The organism is Nocardioides speluncae (genome assembly GCF_003121585.1).
Lineage (GTDB): Bacteria > Actinomycetota > Actinomycetes > Propionibacteriales > Nocardioidaceae > Nocardioides > Nocardioides speluncae.
The window spans coordinates 95,641-120,145 of record NZ_QEOO01000049.1; the positions used below are offsets into that span (position 1 = coordinate 95,641).

The following is a 24,505-nucleotide window of genomic DNA, read 5'->3' on the forward strand; positions in this document are numbered from 1 at the left end:
CAGGTAACAGTTCGGCGGCAACGCCAGGCAAACCCCGCGCCGAGTACTAGGGTGACTCCGACATGCGCCCGTTGGCGGGCGCCTTGGTAACACATGGAGGCTCTCTTGCGTCGGATGACCAAGATCTCAGCAGCCGTCGCGGTGCTCGCCCTGACGTTCGCCGGTTGCGGCAGGCAGGACGACGACAACGGCGGCGACGATGACGGCAACAACACCGGCAGCGGCGGGAGCGTCTGCGAGTCGGCCGACGGGGACGGGCCCAAGGTCGGACTCGCCTACGACGTGGGCGGTCGCGGTGACCAGTCCTTCAACGACGCGGCGTACGCCGGTGTCGAGAAGGCCACCGCCGAGGTCGACGCCACCTGCTTCGAGGGCGAGGCGGAGGAAGGCGAGCCGGAGTCCGCGCGCGTCGAGCGGCTGCGCCAGATGGCCGAGCAGGGCTACAACCCGATCATCGGCGTCGGCTTCGCGTACAGCACCTCGGTGAACGAGGTCGCCCCCGACTACCCCGACCTCAGCTTCGCGGTGGTCGACGGCTTCGACCCTGACGACCAGCCCAACGAGAACGTCGCCTACCTCGGCTTCTCCGAGCACGAGGGCTCCTACCTGGTCGGTGTCGCAGCGGCGCTGAAGACCCAGAAGGACCACATCGGGTTCGTCGGTGGTGTGCACAACGACCTGATCAAGAAGTTCGAGGCGGGCTACGTCGCCGGTGCCAAGTCGGTCAAGCCGAACGTCAAGGTCGAGATCCAGTACATCGAGGAGAGCGACCTGTCGGGCTTCGGTGACCCGGCCGGTGGCAAGGCCGCCGCGACCGGCATCCTCGACAAGGGCGCCGACGTGGTCTACCACGCGGCCGGTGGCTCGGGCTCGGGCGTGTTCGAGGCCGTCGCCGCCAAGGGTGAGGGCAACTGGGCGATCGGTGTCGACTCCGACCAGTACCTCACGGCCCCGGCGGACCAGCAGCCGTTCATCCTGACCTCGATGCTCAAGCGCGTTGACGTCGCGGCACTGGCGATGATCCAGTCGGTCGCCGACGGCAGCCCGCTGACCAGCTACCAGGTCTACGACCTGAAGGTGGACGGCGTCGGCTACTCCACCTCCGGCGGCTTCGTCGACGACATCGCCACCCAGCTCGAGGAGGCGAAGGAGCAGATCAAGTCGGGCGAGGTCACGGTTCCGGACAAGCCGTAGCGTTTCCCGCAGACGGGCTCGGGCGCACGCGATAGCGTGTGGCCGAGCCCGTCTCGCGTCAGTTAACCGGGCAAGCTGAGGAGGGCTATGGCAACGCTCGTCAAGGGCGCCGATCCGTCGACCGCACCCGATGCGGTGGTGGTCCGTGGGGTGACCAAGCGGTTCCCCGGAGTGGTGGCCAACCACGATGTCGACATCACCATCCGACGTGGCACCGTGCACGCGCTGATCGGTGAGAACGGCGCCGGCAAGTCCACGCTGATGAAGATCCTGTACGGCGTGCAGCGGGCCGACGAGGGCTCAATCACGGTCAACCAGACCGATGCGAACTTCAGCTCGCCAACCGACGCCATCAAGGCCGGCATCGGGATGGTCTTCCAGCACTTCATGCTGGCCGACAACCTCACCGTGCTGGAGAACGTCGTCCTCGGCGCCGAGGGCCGGCACGGCATCGGCGACAAGGCTCGCGCGGAGATCCGCCGGCTGTCGGACGCCTACGGCTTCAACCTCGACCCCGACCAGCTCGTCGAGCAGCTCGGCGTGGGTCAGCGGCAGCGGGTCGAGATCCTCAAGGTCCTCTACCGCGGGGCCGAGATCATCATTCTCGACGAGCCGACCGCGGTGCTGGTGCCGCAGGAGGTCGACGCGCTGTTCGACAACCTGCGCGGGCTGCGCGAGTCGGGCCACACCATCTTGTTCATCAGCCACAAGCTCGACGAGGTACTCGCGATCGCCGACGACATCACGGTGATGCGGCGCGGCACGACCGTCGGCGAGGCCAAGCCCGGCACGGTCACCAAGCACCAGCTCGCCGAGATGATGGTCGGCTCGGAGCTGCCGTCGCCGGAGACCGAGGAGTCGACCGTCACCACCCAGGTCCTCCTCGACGTCGCCGACCTGACCCTGGTCGACGATCGCGGCCGGCACCTGCTGAAGGACATCGACCTGACCATTCACAAGGGCGAGGTCCTGGGCATCGCCGGGGTGGAGGGCAACGGACAGGCCGAGCTGGTCGAGTCGGTCATGGGCATGCGCAAGGCCACCGGGAAGGTCACGCTCGCGGACCGCAACCTGGCCGGTCGCGACACCCGGGAGCGGCGCGAGGCGGGCATCGGCTTCATCCCCGAGGACCGGCACCGGCACGGCCTGCTGCTGGACGCCACGCTGTGGGAGAACCGGGTCCTCGGCCACCAGACGCGGTCGCCGTCCAGCAAGGGCATGCTGATCGACCAGCGCGCCGCCCGCGCCGACACCGACCGGATCATCGCCGCCTTCGACGTGCGAACCCCGAGCCGGGAGACCCATGCCCGCGCGCTGTCCGGCGGCAACCAGCAGAAGCTCATCGTCGGTCGCGAGATGAGCGGCGACCCGGTGCTGCTGATCGCGGCGCACCCGACCCGCGGCGTCGACGTCGGTGCCCAGGCGGCGATCTGGGACCACATCAAGACCGCACGACGAAACGGCCTCGCCGTACTCCTGATCTCGGCCGACCTCGACGAGCTGATCGGCCTCTCCGACCGGATCACGGTGATCCTGCGCGGTGAGCTGGTCGGCGAGTTCGACCCGCGAACCGTCACTCCGCAGCAGCTGGGCGCCGCGATGACCGGCGGCCGCGACGAGCAGGCCGGCGAGGAGACGCAGTGAACATCATGAAGAAGGTCGGCATCGCGCTGGTTGCCCCGGTGGCCGCGCTGCTGGCCGCCATGGCGATCACCTCGGCCGTGATCATCGCGGTCGGCGGTCCGCCCGTGGACTTCTGGCGGGTGATGCTCTCGTGGCCGGAGGCCGACGAGATCGTCAACATCACCAACCAGGCGTCGATGCTCTACCTCTCCGGCCTGGCGGCGGCGATCGGGTTCCGGATGAACCTGTTCAACATCGGCGTCGAGGGTCAGTACCGGGTGGCGTCGTACGTCGGGGCGATCGTGGCCGGCACCGCCATCGGGCCGGGCCTGTTCACCGCCGGGCTGGCGATCGTGGCCGCGATGGTCACGGGCGCGGTCTGGGCCGCGATCCCGGCGCTACTGAAGGTCACCCGTGGTGTGTCCGAGGTGATCTCGACGATCATGCTGAACGCGATCGCCGGCTTCCTGGTCGGCTATCTGCTGCTCAACTACGGCCAGGAGATCGGCAACGACCGGCGCACCACGCCGCTGGAGGCCGACACCACCTTCACGGGCTGGACCCCGTTCGAGCCCGCCGACGGTGCCATCTGGACGCTCACGATCCTGGCCGTCCTCGCCGGGGCCGCGTTCTGGTTCGTGATCAACCGCACCCGGTTCGGGTTCGACCTGCGGGCCACTGGCATGAACGAGTCCGCCGCGGTCGCGTCCGGAGTCAACGTCAAGCGCATGGTCGTGATCTCGATGGCGCTGTCGGGCGCGGTCGCCGGGCTGGTCTGGCTGCCCGAGCTCTTCCACGAGTCGCGAACGGCGAGCTTCTACTCCGGCAGCCAGTTCCAGACCGGGCTCGGCTTCGCCGGGATCGCGGTCGCACTGCTCGGCCGCAACCAGCCGGTCGGCATCGCGTTTGGCGCGGTGCTGTTCGCCTTCTTGAGCGTGCAGGCCGGCGACCTGGAGTTCGAGCATGTCGACGTGTCCAAGGACATCGTGCTGGTCGCCCAGGGAGTGATCGTGCTGACCATCGTGATCGCCTACGAGGTGGTCAGCCGCTGGCGTGAGCGGCTCGAGCAGCGGCAGATCCAGCGCGCCCTGCAGAGACCCGGCACACCAGAGGAGGCGGTGGCGTCATGAGCGTGCTCACCAAGCCATCCGGCAGCGAGCCGGTGCAGCGCCTCGTCCGGGCCCGCAACGCCGCCTGGATCTGGGCACTGGTCGTCCTCGGCGTCGTGGTCGTGGTGTCGGCCGTTCGGGTGATGACCGGCGCCAACGAGATCGACTCCCGCGGCAGCCTGCACGCCGCGATCCTCGCCACCTGCCCGATCCTGCTCGCCGCTCTCGGCGGCCTGTGGAGCGAGCGGGCCGGCGTGGTCAACATCGGCCTCGAGGGCCAGATGATCCTCGGCACCTGGGGCGCGGCGTACTTCACCTACTGGTACGGCCCGACGACCGGCATCATCGGGGCGGCCGCGTTCGGTGCCCTCGGCGGCCTGATCCACGCGATCGCGACGGTCAGCTTCGGCGTCGACCACATCGTGTCCGGCGTCGCCCTCAACCTGATCGGGCTGGGGCTGGCGAGCTTCCTCGCCGAGGTCTACTTCAGCGACCTGAAGTCCGAGCGCGGCACCGGTGGCCCCAACAAGCTGGACGGGCTCTACGACCCATGGTCGTTCACCGTGCCGGGGGTCTCCGAGGGTCTCTCCGACCTGGCCACCAAGCACTGGTTCCTCGTGTCCGACCTCGCTGCGCTCGGCGCCGCCCTCACCACCGACGTGTCCATCCTGACCGTGATCACCGTGGTGCTCGTGGTGCTGACGGCGTGGGTGCTGTGGCGCACTCCGTTCGGCCTCCGCCTGCGCTCCTGCGGGGAGAACCCGCAGGCCGCGGAGAGCCTGGGCGTCAACGTGCTGCTCCACAAGTACGTCGCGGTCATCATCTCCGGCGCCTTCGCCGGTCTCGGCGGCGGCTACCTTGCGCTGGTCGCGGCCAGCGGCTTCAGCGCCGGCCAGACCAACGGCCGCGGTTACATCGGCCTGGCGGCGATGATCTTCGGCAACTGGCGACCGATGGGTGTGGTGCTCGGCTCCGGGATGTTCGGCTACACCGACAGCCTCCGGCTGCGCGACCCGTCAACCATCCACGCTCTGCTGCTGCTGGTGGCCATCGGCGTGCTGGCGTACGCCGCGTGGCAGGCCTACCGCGGCGCGCGCCGCTCGGCGATCGTCCTCGGGACCACGGGCCTGCTGTTCCTGGCGTGGTTCGCGTTCACCGACTCCGTGCCGCGCGACTTCACCTCGATGACGCCGTACATCCTGACCCTGCTGGTGCTGGCCTTCGCCGCCCAACGGCTACGGATGCCAGCGGCCGACGGGAAGATATATCGCAAGGGATCGGCCGGCTAGTGGCCGACGAGATCGACTGGGACGCGCTCACCGCGGCGGCGAACGAGGCAGCGACACACGCCTACGCGCCGTACTCGGGATTCTCCGTGGGAGCCGCGGCCCTGGTCGACGACGGCCGCGTGGTCGCCGGCTGCAACGTCGAGAACGCGGCGTACGGCGTCGCGCTCTGCGCCGAGTGCGGCCTGGTGTCGCAGCTGCATCTCACCGGCGGCGGCCGGCTGACCCACTTCGTGTGCGTCAACGGCGAGGCCGAGCTGATCATGCCGTGCGGGCGCTGCCGCCAGCTGCTCCATGAGAACGGCGGGCCCGACCTGCTGCTGCTGACCGCATCCGGAGTGCGCCGGATGGACGAGATCCTGCCCGACGCGTTCGGTCCCGAGAATCTCCGCTGAGCCCGGAGTGCTCGACCTCAGCGCCCCCGCCGTCGTCGCCGACCCGTACCCGCACTTCGAGCGCGAGCGGGAGCGGGCCGAGGTCGCGTGGCACGAGCCGACCGGGATGTTCCTGACCTTCTCGCACGCTGCGGCCAGCGAGGTGCTCCGGACCCGGCGGCTCGGCCGGATCTGGCACGACCGGGAGCCGGCGGCGTACCTGGAGCCGTTCAACCTGCTGCACCGCAACCAGATGATGGAGAACGAGCCGCCGGACCACACCCGGCTGCGGCGGCTGGTCGCTGGCGCCTTCGCCCGCGGCCACCTGGAGCGGCTCCGACCGCGAGTCGTCACCCTCGCCACCGACCTGCTGGACCAGGTGGACCCGGCCGGGTTCGACGTGCTCGCGGAGTACGCCGAGCCGCTGCCGGTGCTGGTGATCGCCGAGCTGCTCGGCGTGCCGTCGACGCTGGTGCCGGAGCTCCGCGGCTGGTCGCAGGCGATCGTGCGGATGTACGAGCCGGCGCCGCCGCCCGAGGTGGTCGAGGAGGCTGTGCGCGCGGCCACCGAGTTCGCCGAGTCGGTCCGCGAGCTGGCTAGGGACCGCGCCCATCACCCGCGTGACGACCTGGTCAGCCATCTGGTGGCGGCCGGCGAGGGCGACGCCCGGCTCAGCGAGGACGAGGTCGTCGCGTCCGTCGTACTCCTGCTCAACGCCGGCCACGAGGCGTCGGTCAACGTCTTCGGCAACGGCCTGGTCGCGATGCTCCGGCACGGGCTGCGGCCCGGCGCCGACACCGCGCTCGCCGTCGAGGAGATGCTCCGGTACGACTCGGCCCTCCAGCTGTTCGAGCGCACCGCGACCGAGGACGTGACGGTCCGGGGGGTGCGGATCGAGGCCGGTCAGAAGATTGCCGCGCTCCTCGGGGCGGCCAACCGGGACCCGGCGGTGTTCGCTGACCCCGACACGTTCGACGTACGCCGCGACCCCAACCCGCACCTGGCGTTCGGGGCCGGCCTGCACTTCTGCCTGGGCGCACCGCTCGCCCGGATGGAGCTGGTCGAGTCGGTCGGCCTGCTCTTCGAGCGGTTCCCGGACCTCGGCCTGGTCGGCGAGCCGGAACCGCGCGGGACGTTCGTGCTCCGTGGCTACCGCTCGGTCAAAGTTGGCTCCACGTAGGGTGCTGACTGTGAGCAAGCACGACGCGGTCGAGGTCATAGTCGCCAAGCGAGACGGCGCCGAGCTGAGCGACAGCCAGATCGACTGGGTGATCGACGCCTACACACGGGGCGGGGTCGCCGACGAGCAGATGTCGGCGCTGGCGATGGCGATCCTGCTCAACGGGATGAACCGCCGCGAGATCGCCCGGTGGACCGCGGCGATGATCGCGTCGGGGGAGCGGATGTCGTTCGCCTCCCTGGACCGGCCGACCGCCGACAAGCACTCCACCGGCGGGGTCGGAGACAAGATCACCCTGCCGCTCGCGCCGCTGGTCGCGGCCTGCGGCGTCGCCGTACCCCAGCTCAGCGGGCGCGGGCTCGGCCACACCGGCGGCACCCTCGACAAGCTGGAGGCGATCCCGGGCTGGCGGGCCGCGCTGTCCAACGACGAGCTGCTGGCCCAGCTCGGCGAGGTCGGCGCGGTGGTCTGCGCGGCCGGCGACGGGCTGGCTCCGGCCGACAAGAAGCTCTACGCGCTGCGCGACGTCACCGGCACCGTCGAGGCGATCCCGCTGATCGCGTCGTCGATCATGTCGAAGAAGATCGCCGAGGGCACCGGCGCGCTGGTCCTCGACGTCAAGGTCGGCAGCGGCGCGTTCATGAAGGACGCCGCCCGGGCGCGTGAGCTGGCCGAGACCATGGTGGCGCTCGGCAAGGACGCCGGCGTGCACACCGTCGCGCTGCTGACCGACATGGACACCCCGCTCGGGTTCACCGCAGGCAACGGGATCGAGGTCGCCGAGTCGGTCGAGGTGCTGGCCGGCGGCGGTCCGGCCGACGTGGTCGAGCTGACCCTCGCGCTGGCGCGGGAGATGATGGCGGGCGCCGGCGTGGACGACGTCGACCCGGCCGACAAGCTCGCCGACGGCTCGGCGATGGATGCATGGAAGGCGATGATCCGCGCCCAGGACGGCGACCCCGACGCGGCGCTGCCCACCGCCCGCGAGCAGCACGTCGTGACCGCGCCGAGCAGCGGCGTACTCACCCGGCTGGACGCGATGGCGGTCGGGCTGGCCGCCTGGCGGCTGGGTGCCGGCCGGGCCCGCAAGGAGGATCCGGTGCAGGCCGGCGCGGGCGTGGTCTGGCACGCGCGCCCGGGCGACGAGGTCACCGAGGGCGCGCCGCTGTTCACGCTGCTGACCGATGAGCCGGAGCGGTTCGACCGAGCGCTTGAGTCGCTCGACGGCGGCTACGAGATCTCGACAAGCTCGATCGCCGGGGCTGATGGCGGCGCGTCGTACACACCGGCACCGCTGATTGTCGACCGCGTCTCCTGACAATCATCGGCAACCCGACGCAAGGGTTACCTCGCTTGCTCTAGTTTGTGAGCATGGCGGGGCTTCCGGGGCTGGGGGACGAGTTCGCGGGCTACCGCCTTGAGCGACTCCTCGGCAGCGGCGCGATGGGAGCGGTGTACGCCGCCACGCAGGCCCGTCCCAACCGTGAGGTCGCGCTGAAGGTGCTGCTGCCGCAGTTCGCCGCCGACCCGGAGTACCGATCGCGGCTGGACCGCGAGGCCGAGTCGATGGCCCGGATCGACTCCCCGCACATCATCCAGATCTACGAGTACGGCGAGCACGACGGCTGCCTCTACATCGCCACCCAGCTGGTCACCGGCGGCGACCTCGACGCCTTCCTGCGCGAGCACGGACCGCTGGTGCCGGAGAAGGCGTGCACGATCGCGGCCCAGGTCGCCAGTGCGCTCGGAGAGGCCCACGAGGCCGGCGTGATCCACCGCGACGTGAAGTCCAGCAACGTGCTGCTACGCACCATTCACGGCAAGCCGCACGCCTACCTGTGCGACTTCGGCATCGCCACCACCGGCGACGAGCGGCTGACCGCGGGCGGCTCGATCGCCGGCACCTGGGCCTACCTCGCCCCCGAGCGCTGTCAGGGCGCCGACGCGACCCCGGCCACCGACATCTACGCGCTCGGCTGCCTGGTCTGGAAGATGCTGACCGGGCGGATCCCGTACTCCGGCAACGAGGCGCACCAGGCCCTCCAGCATCTCAACGCGCCGATCCCTCAGCTCAGCGGCACCGACCCGGTCAGCAGCGACATCAACGGCTTCCTGCTCCGTGCGATGGCCAAGCAGCCGGTGGCCCGGATCAGCGACGCCGGCGACGTACGCACCGAGATGGAGCACATCGCCTCGATGGCGCGCCGGCTCGGCGTGGTGTCGACCGCGCCGGCCTTGCCCGCCCAGAGCTCGAGCGGCACGGGTGACAGCGGCGGCAGCGGGACCCACACCAGCGCGCCGAGCGGTCCGAGCGCGCCGCCCTCCTGGGCACCCGAGCCGGCGCCCGGCGACCCCACGCCGCCCGCGCCGCCGCCGCAGCCCGAGGTCAGGATCAGCTCCGCGACGTACGGCGTGGAGCGGGAGCGCGGACCGCGGTTCCGTACGGCGGTGCTGGCCGCGGCCGCGACCGGCATCGTGCTGGTCGTCGTGGTGATCGTGATGGCGCTGGGCGCCCTGCTGTTCGGAGGCGGCGACGACCCCGACTCCGACGCGGCGACCACCAAGCCGAGCCCGACCGCCTCCGCGGACGCCAGCACGATGCCGACCACGCCGGTCGACCGCACCAAGTGGGTCGCGGGCCAGGTCGACCGCCGGCTGTTGACGGGCGACTTCGACGGCAACGGCCTGGTCGACGTCGCTGCCCTGGTCGGCGCATCCGAGGACACCGCCCAGGTCGAGGTGATGCGCGCGGCCGGTGCCAAGCTCGGCAAGCCGGCGACCTGGGCCGACGGCGTACGCGTGGTGCCCGACGGTCCGCTCGCCGCCGGCGACGTCAACGGCGACGGCCGGGCGGACCTGGTGTTGGTTGCCGAGAGCCAGGCCGGGAAGCGGACGGTCGCCGTCGCGCTCTCCACGGGACGCAAGTTCAGTGCGTTCCGGACCTGGGCACAGCTGCCCGACACCGACGGCGGGCAGCTCGCGGTCGGCGACCTGACCGGCGATGGGATGGACGACGCCGTCGTCCTCGCCGGCAACGCCTCGAGCTCACAGGTACTGGTGCTGGTCGCTCGCGGTTCCGGCTTTGCGGCCGCCAAGCCGTGGGCGTCCGGGCTCGGCTGGCCTGCCGCGACCACGCCGATCCGGCTGGTCGACACCGACGCGGACCGGGTCCCGGACCTGGTCGCGCTTCCGGGCGGCGCGGAGAAGGCGACCGACGCGGTGGTGCTGCGCGGTCGTCGCAACGGCCTCGCCAAGCCGGCGTCGTGGGGGCCGGTCGACCACGGCTGGGGAGTCGCGGCGGCGGACTTCAGCGGCGACGGCATGGGCGACCTGGCCGTGATCCGGCCGATGAGCGGCGGCGTCACGATCGACGTACTCCGCTCCGACGGGCGGGGCTTCCGGGCGGCCCAGCCGTGGCTCAGCATCGGTGCCCAGGGCGACGGCACGATCGCCGTACACGGGCTCATGTTGCGCGGCGATCGCGCCGCGGACCTGGTCGCGATCCGCACCGAGGGGGACCAGGTGACGGTCTCGTCGCTGACCTCGATCGGTCACCACTTCCAGGACCCGCGCCGCCTGGTGGGCGTGCCCGACTGGACCTGGCCGGTCGGTCCGTAGTTACGGCAGCAGGAGTACGACGGTCTCCGCGACGCAGGCGGGCTTCTCCTCGCCCTCGATCTCGATGGTGTGCCGCACCGTCATCTGCTTGCCCTTGGGGATATCGGTGACCGTGGCGATGCTGACGTGCGATCGGACCCGCTTGCCGACCAGCAGCGGGTTCGGGAAGCGGACCTTGTTGACGCCGTAGTTGAGCTTGGCGCCCGGCGTCTGCAGCGTGAACACCTGGCTCCCGAGCCACGGGACCAGCGCCAGTGTGAGGTAGCCGTGGGCAATGGTGCCGCCGAACGGCCCCTCCTTCGCGCGCTCGACGTCGACGTGGATCCACTGGTGGTCCCCGGTGGCGTCGGCGAACTGGTTGACCCGCCGCTGGTCGATGGTCAGCCAGTCGCTGGTGCCGAGGTCAGTGCCGGCCGCCTCGGTGAGCTGGTCGAAGGTGGTGAAGACGCGCATGTCGCCCATCCTCGGGGTTCGACCGACCGTGAGCAAGGATGTCCCCATGAGCGCCGAGACACTGCCGAGCAGAGACGCCGTACGCCGGGCGCCGAAGGTGCTGCTCCACGACCACCTCGACGGTGGGCTGCGGCCACAGACCGTCATCGACCTCGCCGCGGATTGCGGCCACCAGCTGCCGGAGACCGAGGCCGAGGCGCTCGGGACCTGGTTCGCGGAGGCCGCGGACTCCGGGACGCTGGTCCGCTACCTGGAGACCTTCGACCACACCGTCGCGGTGATGCAGACCGCGCCGGCGCTGACCCGTGTCGCGCGCGAGTGCGTGGAGGACCTGGTCGCCGACGGCGTCGTGTACGCCGAGGTCCGCTACGCGCCGGAGCAGCACCTCGACACCGGGCTGACCCTCGACGAGGTGGTGGCCGCCGTCCAGGAGGGCTTCAACGAGGGCGTCGCCGCCAGCGGCGGCCGGATCGTGGTTCGCCAGCTGCTGACCGCGCTGCGGCACCAGGCCAACTCGATGGAGATCGCCGAGCTGGCCGTCTCCTGGCGGGACCGTGGCGTCGCGGGCTTCGACATCGCGGGCGCCGAGGCCGGCTTCCCGCCCACCCGGCACCTCGACGCGTTCGAGTACATGCAGCGCGAGAACGCCCACTTCACGATCCACGCCGGCGAGGCCTTCGGGCTGCCGTCGATCTGGCAGGCGATCCAGTGGTGCGGCGCGGACCGGCTCGGCCACGGCGTCCGGATCGTCGACGACATCACCGTGGCCGAGGACGGCACCCCGACGCTCGGCCTGCTGGCGGCGTACGTCCGGGACAAGCGGATCCCGCTGGAGATGTGTCCGAGCTCCAACGTCCAGACCGGCGCGGCCGAGTCGATCGCCGAGCACCCGATCGGGCTGCTCACCAAGCTCCGGTTCCGGGTCACCGTCAACACTGACAACCGGTTGATGAGCCGGACCTCGATGACCGATGAGATGCACGCGCTGGTCGAGGCGTTCGGCTACACGCTGGCCGACCTGCGCTGGTTCACGATCAACGCGATGAAGTCGGCCTTCCTGCCGTTCGACGAGCGGCTGGCGATCATCGACGGCGTGATCAAGCCCGAGTACGCCGCACTGATAGCTGGAAGTTGAGCCCGACTCGCCACCGCGCTGGGGGACACCACCCCGGACCCCCTCCGGGGAATGGTGCGCGATGGCGAGACGGGAAACCTGGTTCTCCCCAGCATGGAGCCCGGCGCGGGCCGGGCTCCATACCTAGGGAAGCAGAAACGGCGCTAGGTCTGGGCCGGGTCGCCGCCGCCACGCCGACGCAGGAAGAGGAACGCGGCCGCCGCCAGCGCGGCCAGGCCCAGGCCGCCGATCGCCAGGCTGGTGCCCGACATGCCGCCGCCCTCCTCACCCTTGCCGGATGACTCACTCGAGCTGTCGTCGGACGGCTCGTCGGTGGGCTCGTCGGTCGCCGACTCCGACGGGTCCTCGGTTGCGCCGTCGATCGGCTGCTCGTTGAACGTCGGCTCGCCGCCCGGGTCGCCGGAGAGCGCGAGGTCGAGCTCGAACGGCACCGCGACCGACGCGTTCCTCGGGGTGTCCTGGAGGTAGACCGCGACGATGTACGAGCCGTTGAGCGCGGCGCCGTTGTCAGTCGGGCTTGCCAGTCGCTGGTAGGCGACCGTCCCGCTCGAGGTCTCCAGCAGCGTCTGGCCGTTGGTCAGCAGCACCCGGTCCTTGCTGGTGGTCGGCGTGGTGAAGGTGACGCTCGACGGTGCCCGGCTCGGCGCGTACAGCTCGGCGACGGCAAGGGTGCCGTCGGCGGCGTCGGCGTATCCGCCACGCAGCGGCGGGTAGTGAACGGCCGCGTCGACCTGCTGACCCCACTCGGCGTCGACCGAGAAGGTGAGCGTCTCGCCGGGCACGATCGTGCCCTTGAAGCTGCCCTGCTCGATCGGCTCGGCGTCCGCGAACGACGTACCGCCCGTCACCTCGGTCCGAGAGCCCGCCGCCGGCTTCTTCCAGTCGGTCATCGTCCGCGGCTTGGGCAGCGACTCCGGGTCGACCACCTCGGCCAGCTCGCTGACCTTGATCTCCAGGGCGGTGCCGTCGGAGTCGGTGCCGCGGTACTTCACGGCGAGGATCAGCTCGGGGCTGGTCAGGCACTCCTCCGCGAGCGTGTACGGCGAAGCGGACGCGCTGGTCGCGGTGAGCTTCCCCTCGCTGGAGACGCCGGTCTTGAGCTGGCAGGTCTCGCCGGACGGCGTGGTCAGCTCGACGTCGATCAGGTCGTTGCCGGCCTGGCTGGAGCGGTACGCCGCGCTGGCGATGATGGTGGAGTTCGCCAGCTCCCGCTTGACCAGGTAGTGCTTCTCCGGGGTCTGCGAGTCGACGGCGTCGATCCAGTCGCCCGCGGTGATCTCGGGCGCGCTCTCCGCGTCCTCGGTGCCGGTGACCGGCTCACCGATCGCCTCATAGGGACGGGCCGCGCGCTTGGCGACCGCGCTCAGCGAGTCGGCGAGCTCCTCGCTGCTGTCGACGTCGTAGTAGACGCCGCCACCGGCGCGGGCCACGCACTGCAGGTCCTTGCGGGCGGCGTCGTTGACGTCTAGCCCGACCACGTCGATGCGGATGCTGATGCCCTGCTTGCGGAGCTCCTTGGCGACCAGGCACGGGTCCGGGTCGCAGGTCGGCTCGCCGTCGGAGACCAGGATGATGTTGCGCCGGCCCTCGCTGCCGAGGTCCTTGCCGGCCTCCTGCAGCGCGTAGCCGGTCGGAGTCTCGCCGTACGGCTTGTACGTGTCGATGGCCGTCAGCAGCTGCTTGCGGTTGCCGGTGCCGGGCTCGACCACGAGCTGGGAGTCGGTGCAGGCGCCGGCGTCGGACTTGGAGAACACCTTGGCGCCGTACACCCGGAGGCCGACGTCCTGGTCCTCGGGCATCTCGCCGACGACCTGGCGCAGCGCCTTCTTCGCGGCCTGGATCCGAGTCTCGCCGCTGCCCGCCGACGCCTTCATCGAGCCGGAGGAGTCGAGCACCAGCAGCACCTTGCCTGGTCCCTCGTCGGCTGTGGAAGGTGCCGTCGCGGCGCCGCTGTCCGGCGCGCTCATGATCGCGCCGAAGGCTGCGACGAGCAGTGCCAGCGCGGCGACCGGCAGCCGCCAGGAGACCAGCGCCCCCGCGCCCAACCGTGCTACCCGAGTGGTCATGACCATCCTCCTTGGCCTGGAACCGTTTACATTTGTAAACGTAGAGGGGTTGTTCCCGTACGTCAAGTCCTCAAACCCCGCGTGCGCCTGGGCTATCGTGATTCACTACCGGAAACGCCAATGCAGACGGAGGTGAGCAATGAGCGACAACCCAGAGTCGCCCGCCGAGCGCAACCGCGCCGAGCAGGCCCGACTGTACGGCGCTCCGCTGGTCGACGTCGTCAACGAACTCACCGACACTTTCGGCATCTCCCGGGCCCAGCTCGCGCGGGTACTCGGCCTCTCCGCGCCGATGATCAGCCAGCTCGCCTCCGGCAACCGGCTCAAGATCGGCAACCCCTCCGCGGTCCAGCGGCTGCAGCGGATGATGCAGCTCGCGCCCGAGGTCAGGACCCGCCGGATGGACGCCGCCGCGGCCCTCGCCGACGTCGAGTCCGAGGCGACCGGCAAGGTGCTGACCCGTACCACCGCGGCGCTCCGCCACGACGGCGCCACCAACGTCCAGGACGTGCTGCGCTGGGCCGCGAGTGCCGACGAGCTCGCCGGTGCCGCCGACCTGCTCGCGACCGACTACCCGGCCCTCGCCGAGGTTCTGCGGGTCTACGGCAACGGCCGCACCCGCGACGCCGTCGAGCACTTCCGCCAGGTCTCCGGCGGCTAGGACATACCGCTCACCCCACCAGTGCCTGCGCCCCTCTACGCTGTGGCATTCTGGCCAACGGTCCAAGTGCTGACTGACGACGAGGGTGGTACGGCGTGGGCGACATCGTGGGTGGGCGCTTCGAGCTCATCGACGTCCTCGACGGCGGCGGTTCCGGGACGGTCTGGCGGGCGTGGGACCACCGCGACCGGACCTACGTCGCGGCCAAGGTGCTCCGCACCGGCGACTCCGACTCGCTGATCCGGTTCATCCGCGAGGCCAAGCGCGTGGTGCAGCACCCGCACACGCTGGCGCCGCGCAACTGGACCGGCGAGGACGACCGGGTGCTGTTCACGATGGAGCTGGTGCGCGGCGGCTCGGTGGCCACGCTGCTCGGCGACTTCGGCGCGCTGCCGGAGGGCTGGGTGATCGAGCTGGCGGGACAGGCTGCGGACGCGCTCGTCGCCGTACACGCCGCCGGCTTCGCCCACCGCGACGTCAAGCCCAGCAACCTGCTGCTCGACGCGACCGGCCGGGAGCGGCCGCGGCTGCGGCTCGGTGACTTCGGCACCGCCGCCGCGTTCGACGCACCTCGGCTGACGATGGCCAACGCGGTGCTCGGGACCCCCGGCTACCTGTCGCCGGAGGCCTACCGCGGCGCCGACCCGGCGCCGGCTCAGGACCTGTTCGCGCTCGGGGTGGTGATGCGGCAGATGCTGGCCGGCAACGCGCCGCCCGAGAGCCGCGGCCGGGACGGCCTGGTCGCCTCCGACGAGCTGCTGACGCTGGTCGACGAGATGCTCGCCGACGACCCGACCGCCCGGCCGGGTTCGGCGTACGAGGTCCTCAACCGGCTGCAGGACCTGTCCGGTGCCGGCAGCCTGGAGCACGGTGCCGACCCGACCGACCCCGTCGAGGTCTTCGACCACGTGCCGCCACTGCCGGCGGAGTGGGGCGAGACCGGTCCGTTCGCCCGGTCGGCGAGCGCGCATCCGGCGACCTCGCCGACCCACAACGACCCGGACACCGTCGTACTCAACCGCGAACCGGAGCCCGAGCCGACCCCAGCGCTGCCGAAGCTGGTGCAGGAGCACCCGACCCGGAGCAGGCCGGACGTGCCGATCGCGGCCTGGCTGCTGCTGATCGCCGGCATCGTGCTGCTCGCCCTGGCCATCGCCCTGGCCTGATCCGGGCTGAGTAGCCCTACTGTTTCGGTAAGGGCGCTCACAGTCGGGCGACCGGCCATGGGTAAGACTCGATACATGCGCTGGGTACTCGCGATCGTTGCCTCTCTCGCCCTCCTGCTCGCCGCATGCGGGACCCAGGAGTCTTCCTCACCTGCGCCTGGTTCCGAGGTGATCGGCACCGGCAAGGTCGCCGACCTCGACTTCAGCGGAACAACGGTCGACGGTTCCGAGTTCGACGGCGCCAGCCTGAAGGGCAAGCCGGCGGTGCTGTGGTTCTGGGCGCCATGGTGCCCCACCTGTCGGGCGCAGAGCCCGTTCGTGTCCGACCTGGCCGAGGAGTACGACGGTCGGGTCGCCGTGATCGGGGTTGGCGGGCTGGACAGCGAGTCCGCGATCCTTGACCTGGCCGGTCAGATTCCGCACGTGACCCACCTCGTCGACATTGAGGGCGCGGTCTGGCAGCACTTCCGCGTCACTGCGCAGAGCACGTTCACGGTGATCGACGCCGACGGTGAGGTCATGTCCGAGGGCTATCTCGACAACGAGGAGCTTGGCGACCTGGTGGCCCGGCTGGCGGACTGACGATGCTCGAGCTGTCGACCGGCACCGTCGGGCTCGCCCTGGCCGCGGGGATGGTGGCCGCGGTCAACCCGTGTGGGTTCGCGTTGCTGCCGGCATATCTCTCCTTGTTCGTGCTCGGTGATCCTCCCCGGTCGCGATTGACTGCGGTCGGCCGGGCGCTTCGGGCGACGACCGCGTTGACGCTGGGTTTCGCGGGCGTGTTCCTGATCTTCGGGCTCGCGATCGCACCCGTGGCGGCGTCGGTCCAGTCCTTCCTGCCCGGCTTCACTGTGGGGCTGGGACTGGCGCTGGCCGCGGCGGGTCTGTGGCTGCTGGCAGGCAGGACGCTGCCCACACTCGCGTGGCCCGGCCGCCGCCGGCCCGGGCCGGGCACGCCGGTGGTGGCCAGCTGGCCGGCCATGGCGGGGTTCGGCGTGTCTTACGCGGTCGCGTCGCTGGGCTGCACGATCGCCCCGTTCCTCGCCGTCGTGGTGACCAGCTTCCGGTCCAGGTCCCCGGCCGACGGGGTCGTCCTGTTCGCCGCCTACGCCGCGGGCATGGGCCTGACCGTCGGGGTTGCGGCGACGTCCGTCGCACTCTCGCGCCGGGAGCTGGTGACCGCGATGCGGCGCGCTGGGAGCGTCGTACCCCGTCTGGGTGGACTGATGCTCGCCGCCGCTGGCGGATACGTCGCGTGGTACGGCGTGTGGGAGCTCCGGGTCCTGCATGCCGGCGCCGGCACCGACCCCGTGGTCTCGGCCGCGTCCCCCGTCCAAGAGTGGCTGGCCGGCCGCACCGAGGCGATCGGTTACACCGGCCTGGCCGTCGTCCTGGCCGTGCTGGTCGCGATCGCGCTGCTACCGGGTCCACCCCACAGAAGTCTCCGCAGAAAGAGACGCAATGAGGCAACTGCGACTCCCCCGAGGGCCGGCCCGTAGGAATCGGACCCACGCAGCGGCCCCATCGGACTGTCCCCGCTCGCCCCTAGACTCCGAACATGAACCGCATCGACCGGCTCTACGCCCTGGTCGAGGAGCTGAGGGCGGCCGGCTCCCGGGGGCGTACGGCGCGGCAGTTGGCCGGGCACTTCGAGGTCAGCGTCAGAACTGTCGAGCGCGACCTGAGCGCGTTGGGGCAGGCTGGGGTGCCGCTGGCGACGAAGCAGGGACGCACGGGCGGCTACACGCTGGACCGTTCGATGAGCCTGCCGCCGCTCAACTTCACCCCGCGCGAGGCGGCCGCGGTCGCCGTCGCTCTTAGCCGCAGTGAACACGTGCTCTTCACGCGCGACGCCCGCAGCGCCATGCAGAAGATCGTCGCGGCGATGCCCGCGCGAGCCTTGGAGGAGGCGCGCGCGACCGCCGAGAAGGTCAGGCTTCTCGTCCAACCCGTGCCCGACCCCGATGCTGAGATCGCCGAGATCATCTGGCGGGCTGTGCGCGGCAACCAGGTGCTGCGCATCCGCTACACCGATGTCGGCGGCGTGGAGACCGAGCGCGAGATCGAGCCACTGCACGTTGTCGTCGGGCCCAACGGCTCATACCTCACTGCCTGGTGCCACCTGAGAAGAGACGACCGCGTGTTCCGCATGGATCGGATCACCCAAGCCGCGCCGACGCCGTCCCTGCCGCGCCCGAGGCGCGTCGCCGCCGAGCCGGTCGTCGACGGCCACCAGACGAAGCTGCCGGCATCGGCGCTGCGTCCCGAAGACCTTCTGCCTAACTCCGACATAGGGCTGTCGCGAGACCCCGAGACAGTGGGTGTATCCCGCCACCCGACGGGTGACCCGCAAGGCAGAAGGAGACACCCATGACCAACCCCGCGCCCGGCACCCTCGCCTGGTTCGAGGTCGCCACGAGCGACCCCGACGGTGCCGAGAAGTTCTACGGCAGCCTGTTCGACTGGACCTTTGAGGCCGACGGGCCCGCAGCGTCCGGCGGCATGGACTACCGCAACGTCAAGGCCTCCGGCGCCGATGCCCCGATGGGCGGGATCTTCGGCACCGGCGGGCAGGTTCCCGGCCACGCCGTGTTCTACATCCTGGTCGCCGACGTCGAGGCCACCTGCGCCGACGCCGAGCAGCTCGGCGGGACGGTGGCCAGCAAGCACCTCGACCCCGGCCCGGGCGCACCGACGTTCGCCTACCTCCGCGACCCGGCTGGCAACCAGTTCGGCGTCTTCAGCCCGCCGGCGGCCTGATGCCGCCAGACGCGAAAGGCACGTCCCCGCCGGACCCGGCCGGCGGGGACGAGGCCCGCGCGCTCTACGAAGAGCTCACCGACGACCTGCTCTACGACCCTGCCGTCGGCCGGGCAACGATGATGGGCTACCCCTGCGTTCGACTGGCCGGACGATTCCTGGCGTCCTACGACGTCAAGGCTGGCCACCTGGTCGTGAAGCTGCCGCACCAACGGGTCAATGAGCTCGTCGAGAAGGGCGACGGTGACGCGTTTTCCCCGGCTGGGAAGGTCTTTCGTGAGTGGGTGTCGATTCCCACCGCTGACAGACAGCTGTGGCAGTCGCTCCTCGCCGAGGCCATCGACTTCGCACGTCACGGTCCACCCGGGTAGCGGCCGGCGCGGCGACACACCGGTCACCGAGACCTTCGACTCGAAGCAACCGCGACCCGCCCGATCGGGCGTTGCCGGGCTTACGATCTGGATATGGCCGTAGACGTCCAGGTGGAGACCGTGATTGCGAGACCGGTCGCCGAGGTGGCGGGATACGCCAGCGACCCGGGCAACGCGCCGGCGTGGTACGCGAACATCCGATCGGTCCAGTGGCGCACCGAGCCGCCGGTCCGGGTCGGTTCGGAGATGGAGTTCGTCGCCACCTTCCTCGGCAAGCGGCTGGCCTACACCTACGGCGTCGTCGAGTTTGTCGACGGCGAGCGGCTGGTGATGGAAACCGCGCAGGGACCGTTCCCGATGCGAACGACGTACACCTGGGAGCCGGTCGCCGGTGGCACTCGGATGACACTGCGCAACACGGGCGCACCCAGCGGTTTCATCAAGGTGAGCGCTCCGGTGATGGCGGCCGCCATGAAGCGCGCGACCACCAAGGACCTGGCGCGGCTCAAGGCGATCCTCGAAGGCTGACGCCAGGCCCCGAATCCGGCCTATGACCTCGACGAGTTGGCCGGGCGCTGTGTAAGCGCGCTCACCGAACCGAACCCACCCGAGCGGAACGATCGTCCTCGTACCCGATCCGACCGACGTCGAAGGAGCACCATCATGACTCGCATCGTCCTCCCGACCAGCCTGACCCGGGCGCTCCTCGTGGGCGCCGGCGCCGGCGTGATCGCCTCCCTGGTGATGGCGATGTACGCGATGATCGCCGCCTGGGAGAAGGGCACCGGGTTCTTCACCCCGCTCTACCACATCGCCTCGCTCTGGGCGTCCGGCGACTCGATGATGGCCTCGATGGAGGACGCGGCGGCCGGCACCGACTTCCACTTCGTCCTCGGCACCGCGATCCTGGGAGCGCTGATCCACATCACGACCGGCGCCGGGTACGGCGCGGTCTTCGGTTTGATCGCCTCCCGGCTGCCCTTCGGGCTTGCCGTACTCGCCGTAGTCGGCCTGGTCTATGGCTTCATCGTCTTCGCGGTGAGCGCGTACGCCGGCCTCCCGCTGGCCGCCGCGGTCTTCGACAGCGGCGACCCGATCAAGAATATGGCCGAGATGGCCGGTTGGGGCACATTCATCATCGAGCACCTTCTCTTCGGGCTCGTCCTCGGCGTCCTCGTAGCTCTCGGAAACAGGAAGACTGCGGCTGCCTCCACCGAGCCGATCGCTCACTGACCCATACCCGGCCGAGCTGGGAGGCGCTGCACCGCCACCCGGCTCCTCACCTATGTCCAACTTCCCCAGGAGGCTGACACGATGGGAACCGAACCACCCCACTGCGTACACATCACCAACCCCGAGGACCTGGCTGGGGGCGCACACCCCTGGTCGCCGGGTCGCCGAGAGGAAGACGTGGACATCGAGCGCGCTGCCGCGGGCCCCGACAAGGTCTGGTGCATGGCCGAGGTCGACATCTTCTGCGACCTCGACAACGCCGAGATGGACGCGCTCGCCCAGGCGGCACCGATGAAGACCTACGCCGCCGGCGAGCTCGTCTACACCCCTCACCAGCCGCTCGAGACCCTGTTCATCCTCAAGAAGGGCCGCATCCGCATCTTCCGCGTCTCCCCAGACGGCCGCGCCCTGACCACGGCGATCATCGAGCCGGGCACGATCTTCGGCGAGATGGTCATCGTCGGACAGCAGATGTACGACAGCTTCGCCGAGGCCCTCGACGATGTCGTCGTCTGCGTCATGACCAAGGCCGACGTACGACGCCTGCTGCTTGCCGATCCGCGCATCGCAGGCCGGATCTCCGAAACCCTCGGCCGGCGACTGGGCGAACTCGAGAAACGACTCGCCGACGCCGTCTTCAAGTCTGTCCCCGAACGCATCGCCGGAGCCCTGGTCACCCTCGCCGCAGCCCAGTCGGGACCCCTCAGCCGCGGCGTCCAGGTCAAGCTCACACATGAGCAGCTGGCCGCGCTGGCCGCCACCTCCCGGGAGACCACCACGAAGATCCTCGGTGAGTTCGCCGACGAGGGACTCATCGCGCTGGGGCGCGGCCGGATCACCATCATCAGCCGAGAGCGCCTCCAAGCGCACAGCGGTCGCTAGCGACCAGGGACGCCACCCCTCCTTGGACATCAGGCCCCGGCGATCGCCTGGCCTGCTGTCCGGAACCTGCCAATCGGATTCCTGGAACTTAGCGCTACCTAACAGCAGCGCTTATAAGTTAAGGATCCAGTTCGGACAAATCGTTTACTGCCTGGTGGGTTTCCGTACTCCCGCCTGGGGAAGCATGCCGTCCAACGGGGAGTGAGCATGGGGTCCGTCAGGACCAGAGGGCAGGTAGTCCCCGGACTACCAGGGAGCAAGGGATCGAGGTTCCTCGGTGGCGACTTTCTCGGTGGTGTCGTGTGGCTTCGCGCCGGCCCGGTTAGCAGCACATCCTGCCCATCAGCAGGTCCGTGAGCTCCCGGACCCGACCGCACCCGACTTCCTCCAGCTCGGCCGCGCCCTGGTCGAGCAACTGCCCAAGGACCAGCCGATCCTGCTCGTGCATGGCGGCCGCCGCGAGCAGAACCGCAAGGTCGGCGTACTCCGTGCCCTCTCCCGCGGCCGCTCCGTGGTCGGCGTCTCCCAGCGCGTGCCACCCACCGGCCTCGCCGCGCGCGCGACCTGGCTGTCCACCCTCGCCGACCGCCGGGTCCCTGCCTCGCTGGCCATCGGCCACCTGGAGCGGCACGGCTCGGTGCTGCCGACCGTGGCGGCGATCTCGTCTGCCGCCGGTCTCGACGTACCCGGCGTCAAGCTGCGCCACCACGCGATGTCGTGGATCCCGACGGTCTGCTTCGGGGTGGCGATCGCCGGCGAGGTGAAGATCGGCAACGGCAACCCGGGCGTCACGTTCCCGGACGAGCCGGCCGACCGGGTCGTGGACGGTACGCCGTCGTTCGAGAACAAGGTCAACTTCCACTCGCCCCAGCCCGGCGAGACCGTCGAGCTCCCCAACGTGGCCCAGGGCGCGAAGTGGTGGGGCCGGGCCCGCTACTACGAGCAGACATTCGTCCCCCGCGACATCCTCAACACGCTTCGACTGATCTCTCAGGAGCGCTTCGGCCGCTGCCCTCAGTGCGGCGGCGTCGCTTCTGGTTCCTGCCCGTTCTGTTCCGCACGAGAGGAAGTAGCAGTATGAACCCCCGTCAGCGAAGGGGCGTCCTGTTCCTGGCGTTCGCCATTGTCGGCGCCATCGCGGTGTTCTTCGCGATCCTCAGCTATGTCAACGACGTCGAGAGCCAGGTCGGCAACCGGGTTCCCGGGTACGTCGTCAGCTCCGACGTCGAGGCCTACCAGGAGCTGACGGCGGCCAACTTCGAGAAGGTCGACATCCCGCAGCGCTGGCTGCCCGACGGCGCGGTCACCGACCTGACCGACCTGGTCGGCCGGGTCTCGGCGGCGCCGCTCAGCAAGGGCACCCTGCTCCAGTCGAGCAACCTGATTCCCAAGCCCAGCCTGGAGGCCGGGCAGCGCGAGATCGCGATCCTGATCGACGCCGAGACCGGCGTCGCCGGCAAGGTCCGCCCGGGCGACCACGTCGACGTGTGGGCGACCTTCGACGAGGACGTCACCACGGTCGGCCCGCGGACCAAGGTGATCGCCCAGAACCTGCTGGTGATCGATGTCGGTCTGCAGGTGCAGCGCGAGAAGGAGAACTCGGCCGGCGGCGTCAGCCAGCAGGACGCCGTACCGATCACGTTCGCGACCGAGGAAGGGCAGGTCAAGGCACTGACGTACGCCGAGACCTTCGCCTCCCAGACCCGTCTGGTGCTGCGGCCGCCGGGTGATGGCTCGCTGGTCGAGCCCGAGGACAAGACCTACGTGGAGACATTCCAGAAGGAGACCTCGTAATGACCTCACGCGTGCTGCTGGGTATCGGTCAGGAGGAGCTCCGCACCCAGACGATGGCGACGTTCGCCGAGCTCGGCGATGACGTGGACATGCTCGGCGTCGCCGAGAACTCGTCCGATCTGCTGATGGCGGTCGAAGCGACCGAGGACCTCGACATCGTCGTGGTCGACGATCAGATCGGCAGCCTGCCCTACCTCAGCGTGATCCGGGACATCGTGTCCCGCGCACCCGACGTCGCCGTACTGGTGATGACCTCCGAGCCCTCGGTGTCGATGTTCCAGTCGGTGATGGACGCCGGCGCCCGGGCCGTGATCGACGCGCCGCCCGCGCTCGACGAGCTGCAGGCCCGGCTGCCCGGGATCGTGGACTGGCAGCGCAAGCTGCGCTCGCAGATGGGCGGCGGCCTGGCGCTCGGCAGCGAGCACTCCGGCCGGCTGATCGTGTTCACCGGTGCCAAGGGCGGCGTCGGCACCAGCACCGTCGCGCTGCACACCGCGCTGCTGGCCGCTGTCAGCAACCCGGAGCGTCGGATCTGCCTGGTCGACCTGGACCTGCAGCAGCGCGGCATCCGGCAGCTGTTCGACCTCACCGCCCGCCGTACCATCGCCGACCTGGTGACGATCTCCGACGCGCTCACCGGCCGCAACCTGGACGAGGCCGTGATCGTGCACCGCAGCGGGCTGCGGGTGCTGATGGCGCCCAAGGACGGCGAGCAGTCCGACGACATCAGCGGTCCGGTCGCCCGCCAGATCATCGGCGCCGCGAAGGGCCACTACGACCTGATCATCGCCGACGCCGGCTCGGTGGTCACCGAGGCCAGCGCGGTCGCGATGGAGTTCGCCGACAACCTGATCATGGTCGCCACGCCCGACGTGAGCTGCATCCGCGCGGCCCAGGACAAGGTCGACATGCTCGACCGGCTCCAGGTCGCCAAGCCCGGCGACGTACACCTGCTCTTCAACAAGGTCAGCCCGCGCAACGAGGTGCAGCCGGAGTTCGGCGCCCGGATGACCAGCGCCGAGCCGACCGCCACCAACTTCCCCGACGACTGGCGCCGGCTCGAGGCCGCGTCCAACGCGATGTCCCCGCTGGAGCTGGAGGACGGCCCGTTCCGGCGGGCCGTGGTCGCGCTCGGCCGCGAGCTGCGGCTGGCCCTCGGCGCGGTCCAGGCGCCGGATGCGCCGATCGGGGTGTCGGCGCCCGACCTGACCAAGAAGGCCGCCCCCGAGAAGAAGAAGCGCGGCCGCTCGCGCAAGCGCAAGGGCGGCGACGACCGCGGCCAGGTCACCATCGAGGCGCTGATGGGGATCGTGGTCGCGATGCTGATCGCGGTCTTCCTGATCCAGACCGCCCTGCTCGCGATCGCCACCGTCTCCAGCCGGCGCGCGGCCGACGAGGCGGCCCGGATCGGGACTCGTGGCGGCACCCTCAGCGAGGCCCAGCAGGCGGCCAAGGACGCCACCCCGTTCTTCTACGACGTCGACGTCAGCCAGGTCGATGACGACACCTACCAAGCTCGGCTCACCGCACCCGTCATCGTGCCGTGGGTCGACCACGAGGTCACCGCTCAAGGCTCCGCATCCGACGAGGAGTAGGGATC

General features: G+C 70.3%; 24 protein-coding genes. 22 read left to right on the plus strand and 2 right to left on the minus strand.

Features of this window, described 5'->3' with window-relative positions; translation table 11 throughout:
• Positions 1-114 precede the first annotated feature (114 nt).
• The 8 genes from DDV73_RS25545 (at position 115) to DDV73_RS25580 (ending at position 10,384) form a co-directional block, all read left to right on the plus strand.
• Complete coding sequence (locus DDV73_RS25545) at positions 115-1,194, plus strand: BMP family lipoprotein (protein ID WP_206051094.1); 1,080 nt, start codon at positions 115-117, stop codon at positions 1,192-1,194.
• Between the two features lie 87 nt (positions 1,195-1,281).
• Positions 1,282-2,838: an ABC transporter ATP-binding protein gene (locus tag DDV73_RS25550; RefSeq protein ID WP_109510096.1), complete on the plus strand. Its 1,557-nt coding sequence runs from the start codon at positions 1,282-1,284 to the stop codon at positions 2,836-2,838.
• Between the two features lie 5 nt (positions 2,839-2,843).
• On the plus strand, positions 2,844-3,947 hold the full coding sequence (locus tag DDV73_RS25555) for an ABC transporter permease (protein WP_109510156.1): 1,104 nt from the start codon (positions 2,844-2,846) through the stop codon (positions 3,945-3,947).
• The gene (locus DDV73_RS25560; protein ID WP_109510097.1) at positions 3,944-5,215 is read left to right on the plus strand and encodes an ABC transporter permease; all 1,272 of its coding nucleotides are present in this window, start codon (positions 3,944-3,946) and stop codon (positions 5,213-5,215) included. Before DDV73_RS25555 ends, DDV73_RS25560 begins: the two co-directional genes overlap by 4 nt.
• The gene (locus tag DDV73_RS25565; RefSeq protein WP_206051095.1) at positions 5,215-5,607 is read left to right on the plus strand and encodes a cytidine deaminase; all 393 of its coding nucleotides are present in this window, start codon (positions 5,215-5,217) and stop codon (positions 5,605-5,607) included. The genes DDV73_RS25560 and DDV73_RS25565 overlap by 1 nt, the downstream gene beginning before the upstream one ends.
• A gap of 7 nt (positions 5,608-5,614) precedes the next feature.
• Positions 5,615-6,766 (plus strand): cytochrome P450, encoded by a 1,152-nt coding sequence (locus DDV73_RS25570; protein ID WP_240617480.1) that lies wholly within the window; start codon positions 5,615-5,617, stop codon positions 6,764-6,766.
• 10 nt (positions 6,767-6,776) lie between these two features.
• Entirely contained in the window at positions 6,777-8,084 is a 1,308-nt protein-coding gene (locus DDV73_RS25575) for a thymidine phosphorylase (protein ID WP_109510158.1), read from the plus strand.
• Between the two features lie 53 nt (positions 8,085-8,137).
• Positions 8,138-10,384, plus strand: a complete 2,247-nt coding sequence (locus DDV73_RS25580; protein WP_109510099.1) for a protein kinase domain-containing protein — start codon at positions 8,138-8,140, stop codon at positions 10,382-10,384.
• Here the strand turns inward: DDV73_RS25580 and DDV73_RS25585 are convergent, their stop codons facing one another.
• A complete protein-coding gene (locus DDV73_RS25585) occupies positions 10,385-10,837 on the minus strand; it encodes a MaoC family dehydratase (protein ID WP_109510100.1) in 453 nt (150 codons plus the stop codon). It abuts the gene before it with no gap.
• A gap of 46 nt (positions 10,838-10,883) precedes the next feature.
• Between DDV73_RS25585 and DDV73_RS25590 the strand changes: the two genes are divergently transcribed.
• Complete coding sequence (locus tag DDV73_RS25590) at positions 10,884-11,972, plus strand: adenosine deaminase (RefSeq protein WP_206051096.1); 1,089 nt, start codon at positions 10,884-10,886, stop codon at positions 11,970-11,972.
• A gap of 143 nt (positions 11,973-12,115) precedes the next feature.
• Here the strand turns inward: DDV73_RS25590 and DDV73_RS25595 are convergent, their stop codons facing one another.
• The gene (locus DDV73_RS25595; RefSeq protein ID WP_161962535.1) at positions 12,116-14,038 is read right to left on the minus strand and encodes a vWA domain-containing protein; all 1,923 of its coding nucleotides are present in this window, start codon (positions 14,036-14,038) and stop codon (positions 12,116-12,118) included.
• Positions 14,039-14,177: 139 nt separating this feature from the next.
• On the opposite strand from DDV73_RS25595, the gene DDV73_RS25600 reads away from it, so the two are divergent.
• From DDV73_RS25600 to DDV73_RS25660, 13 genes are all read left to right on the plus strand, one after another.
• Positions 14,178-14,699 (plus strand): helix-turn-helix domain-containing protein, encoded by a 522-nt coding sequence (locus DDV73_RS25600; RefSeq protein ID WP_109510103.1) that lies wholly within the window; start codon positions 14,178-14,180, stop codon positions 14,697-14,699.
• A gap of 95 nt (positions 14,700-14,794) precedes the next feature.
• On the plus strand, positions 14,795-15,865 hold the full coding sequence (locus tag DDV73_RS25605; RefSeq protein WP_109510104.1) for a serine/threonine-protein kinase: 1,071 nt from the start codon (positions 14,795-14,797) through the stop codon (positions 15,863-15,865).
• A 75-nt stretch (positions 15,866-15,940) separates the two neighbouring features.
• Positions 15,941-16,447 (plus strand): TlpA family protein disulfide reductase, encoded by a 507-nt coding sequence (locus tag DDV73_RS25610; protein ID WP_161962536.1) that lies wholly within the window; start codon positions 15,941-15,943, stop codon positions 16,445-16,447.
• A gap of 2 nt (positions 16,448-16,449) precedes the next feature.
• A complete protein-coding gene (locus DDV73_RS25615; RefSeq protein WP_109510106.1) occupies positions 16,450-17,364 on the plus strand; it encodes a cytochrome c biogenesis CcdA family protein in 915 nt (304 codons plus the stop codon).
• 59 nt (positions 17,365-17,423) lie between these two features.
• The gene (locus tag DDV73_RS25620) at positions 17,424-18,239 is read left to right on the plus strand and encodes a helix-turn-helix transcriptional regulator (protein WP_109510107.1); all 816 of its coding nucleotides are present in this window, start codon (positions 17,424-17,426) and stop codon (positions 18,237-18,239) included.
• On the plus strand, positions 18,236-18,625 hold the full coding sequence (locus DDV73_RS25625; protein WP_109510108.1) for a VOC family protein: 390 nt from the start codon (positions 18,236-18,238) through the stop codon (positions 18,623-18,625). The genes DDV73_RS25620 and DDV73_RS25625 overlap by 4 nt, the downstream gene beginning before the upstream one ends.
• Positions 18,625-18,996, plus strand: a complete 372-nt coding sequence (locus DDV73_RS25630; protein WP_109510109.1) for a hypothetical protein — start codon at positions 18,625-18,627, stop codon at positions 18,994-18,996. Before DDV73_RS25625 ends, DDV73_RS25630 begins: the two co-directional genes overlap by 1 nt.
• A 93-nt stretch (positions 18,997-19,089) precedes the next feature.
• Entirely contained in the window at positions 19,090-19,524 is a 435-nt protein-coding gene (locus DDV73_RS25635; RefSeq protein ID WP_109510110.1) for an SRPBCC family protein, read from the plus strand.
• Between the two features lie 135 nt (positions 19,525-19,659).
• Complete coding sequence (locus DDV73_RS25640) at positions 19,660-20,229, plus strand: hypothetical protein (RefSeq protein ID WP_206051097.1); 570 nt, start codon at positions 19,660-19,662, stop codon at positions 20,227-20,229.
• A gap of 81 nt (positions 20,230-20,310) precedes the next feature.
• Positions 20,311-21,111, plus strand: a complete 801-nt coding sequence (locus DDV73_RS25645; RefSeq protein ID WP_109510111.1) for a Crp/Fnr family transcriptional regulator — start codon at positions 20,311-20,313, stop codon at positions 21,109-21,111.
• 277 nt (positions 21,112-21,388) lie between these two features.
• Positions 21,389-22,192 (plus strand): hypothetical protein, encoded by an 804-nt coding sequence (locus DDV73_RS25650; protein ID WP_154402913.1) that lies wholly within the window; start codon positions 21,389-21,391, stop codon positions 22,190-22,192.
• On the plus strand, positions 22,189-22,905 hold the full coding sequence (gene cpaB, locus DDV73_RS25655) for a Flp pilus assembly protein CpaB (protein ID WP_109510113.1): 717 nt from the start codon (positions 22,189-22,191) through the stop codon (positions 22,903-22,905). Before DDV73_RS25650 ends, cpaB begins: the two co-directional genes overlap by 4 nt.
• A complete protein-coding gene (locus tag DDV73_RS25660) occupies positions 22,905-24,500 on the plus strand; it encodes a division plane positioning ATPase MipZ (protein ID WP_109510114.1) in 1,596 nt (531 codons plus the stop codon). Before cpaB ends, DDV73_RS25660 begins: the two co-directional genes overlap by 1 nt.
• Positions 24,501-24,505: the final 5 nt, after the last annotated feature.

Bases quoted from the DNA above. Each gene is read 5' to 3' on its own strand.
- DDV73_RS25545 (WP_206051094.1), top strand. From the start codon at position 115: ATGACCAAGATCTCAGCAGCCGTCGCGGTGCTCGCCCTGACGTTCGCC.
- DDV73_RS25550 (WP_109510096.1), top strand. From the start codon at position 1,282: ATGGCAACGCTCGTCAAGGGCGCCGATCCGTCGACCGCACCCGATGCG.
- DDV73_RS25555 (WP_109510156.1), top strand. From the start codon at position 2,844: ATGAAGAAGGTCGGCATCGCGCTGGTTGCCCCGGTGGCCGCGCTGCTG.
- DDV73_RS25560 (WP_109510097.1), top strand. From the start codon at position 3,944: ATGAGCGTGCTCACCAAGCCATCCGGCAGCGAGCCGGTGCAGCGCCTC.
- DDV73_RS25580 (WP_109510099.1), top strand. From the start codon at position 8,138: ATGGCGGGGCTTCCGGGGCTGGGGGACGAGTTCGCGGGCTACCGCCTT.
- DDV73_RS25585 (WP_109510100.1), bottom strand. From the start codon at position 10,837: ATGCGCGTCTTCACCACCTTCGACCAGCTCACCGAGGCGGCCGGCACT.
- DDV73_RS25590 (WP_206051096.1), top strand. From the start codon at position 10,884: ATGAGCGCCGAGACACTGCCGAGCAGAGACGCCGTACGCCGGGCGCCG.
- DDV73_RS25595 (WP_161962535.1), bottom strand. From the start codon at position 14,038: ATGACCACTCGGGTAGCACGGTTGGGCGCGGGGGCGCTGGTCTCCTGG.
- DDV73_RS25600 (WP_109510103.1), top strand. From the start codon at position 14,178: ATGAGCGACAACCCAGAGTCGCCCGCCGAGCGCAACCGCGCCGAGCAG.
- DDV73_RS25610 (WP_161962536.1), top strand. From the start codon at position 15,941: ATGCGCTGGGTACTCGCGATCGTTGCCTCTCTCGCCCTCCTGCTCGCC.
- DDV73_RS25615 (WP_109510106.1), top strand. From the start codon at position 16,450: ATGCTCGAGCTGTCGACCGGCACCGTCGGGCTCGCCCTGGCCGCGGGG.
- DDV73_RS25620 (WP_109510107.1), top strand. From the start codon at position 17,424: ATGAACCGCATCGACCGGCTCTACGCCCTGGTCGAGGAGCTGAGGGCG.
- DDV73_RS25625 (WP_109510108.1), top strand. From the start codon at position 18,236: ATGACCAACCCCGCGCCCGGCACCCTCGCCTGGTTCGAGGTCGCCACG.
- DDV73_RS25630 (WP_109510109.1), top strand. From the start codon at position 18,625: ATGCCGCCAGACGCGAAAGGCACGTCCCCGCCGGACCCGGCCGGCGGG.
- DDV73_RS25635 (WP_109510110.1), top strand. From the start codon at position 19,090: ATGGCCGTAGACGTCCAGGTGGAGACCGTGATTGCGAGACCGGTCGCC.
- DDV73_RS25640 (WP_206051097.1), top strand. From the start codon at position 19,660: ATGACTCGCATCGTCCTCCCGACCAGCCTGACCCGGGCGCTCCTCGTG.
- DDV73_RS25645 (WP_109510111.1), top strand. From the start codon at position 20,311: ATGGGAACCGAACCACCCCACTGCGTACACATCACCAACCCCGAGGAC.
- cpaB (WP_109510113.1), top strand. From the start codon at position 22,189: ATGAACCCCCGTCAGCGAAGGGGCGTCCTGTTCCTGGCGTTCGCCATT.
- DDV73_RS25660 (WP_109510114.1), top strand. From the start codon at position 22,905: ATGACCTCACGCGTGCTGCTGGGTATCGGTCAGGAGGAGCTCCGCACC.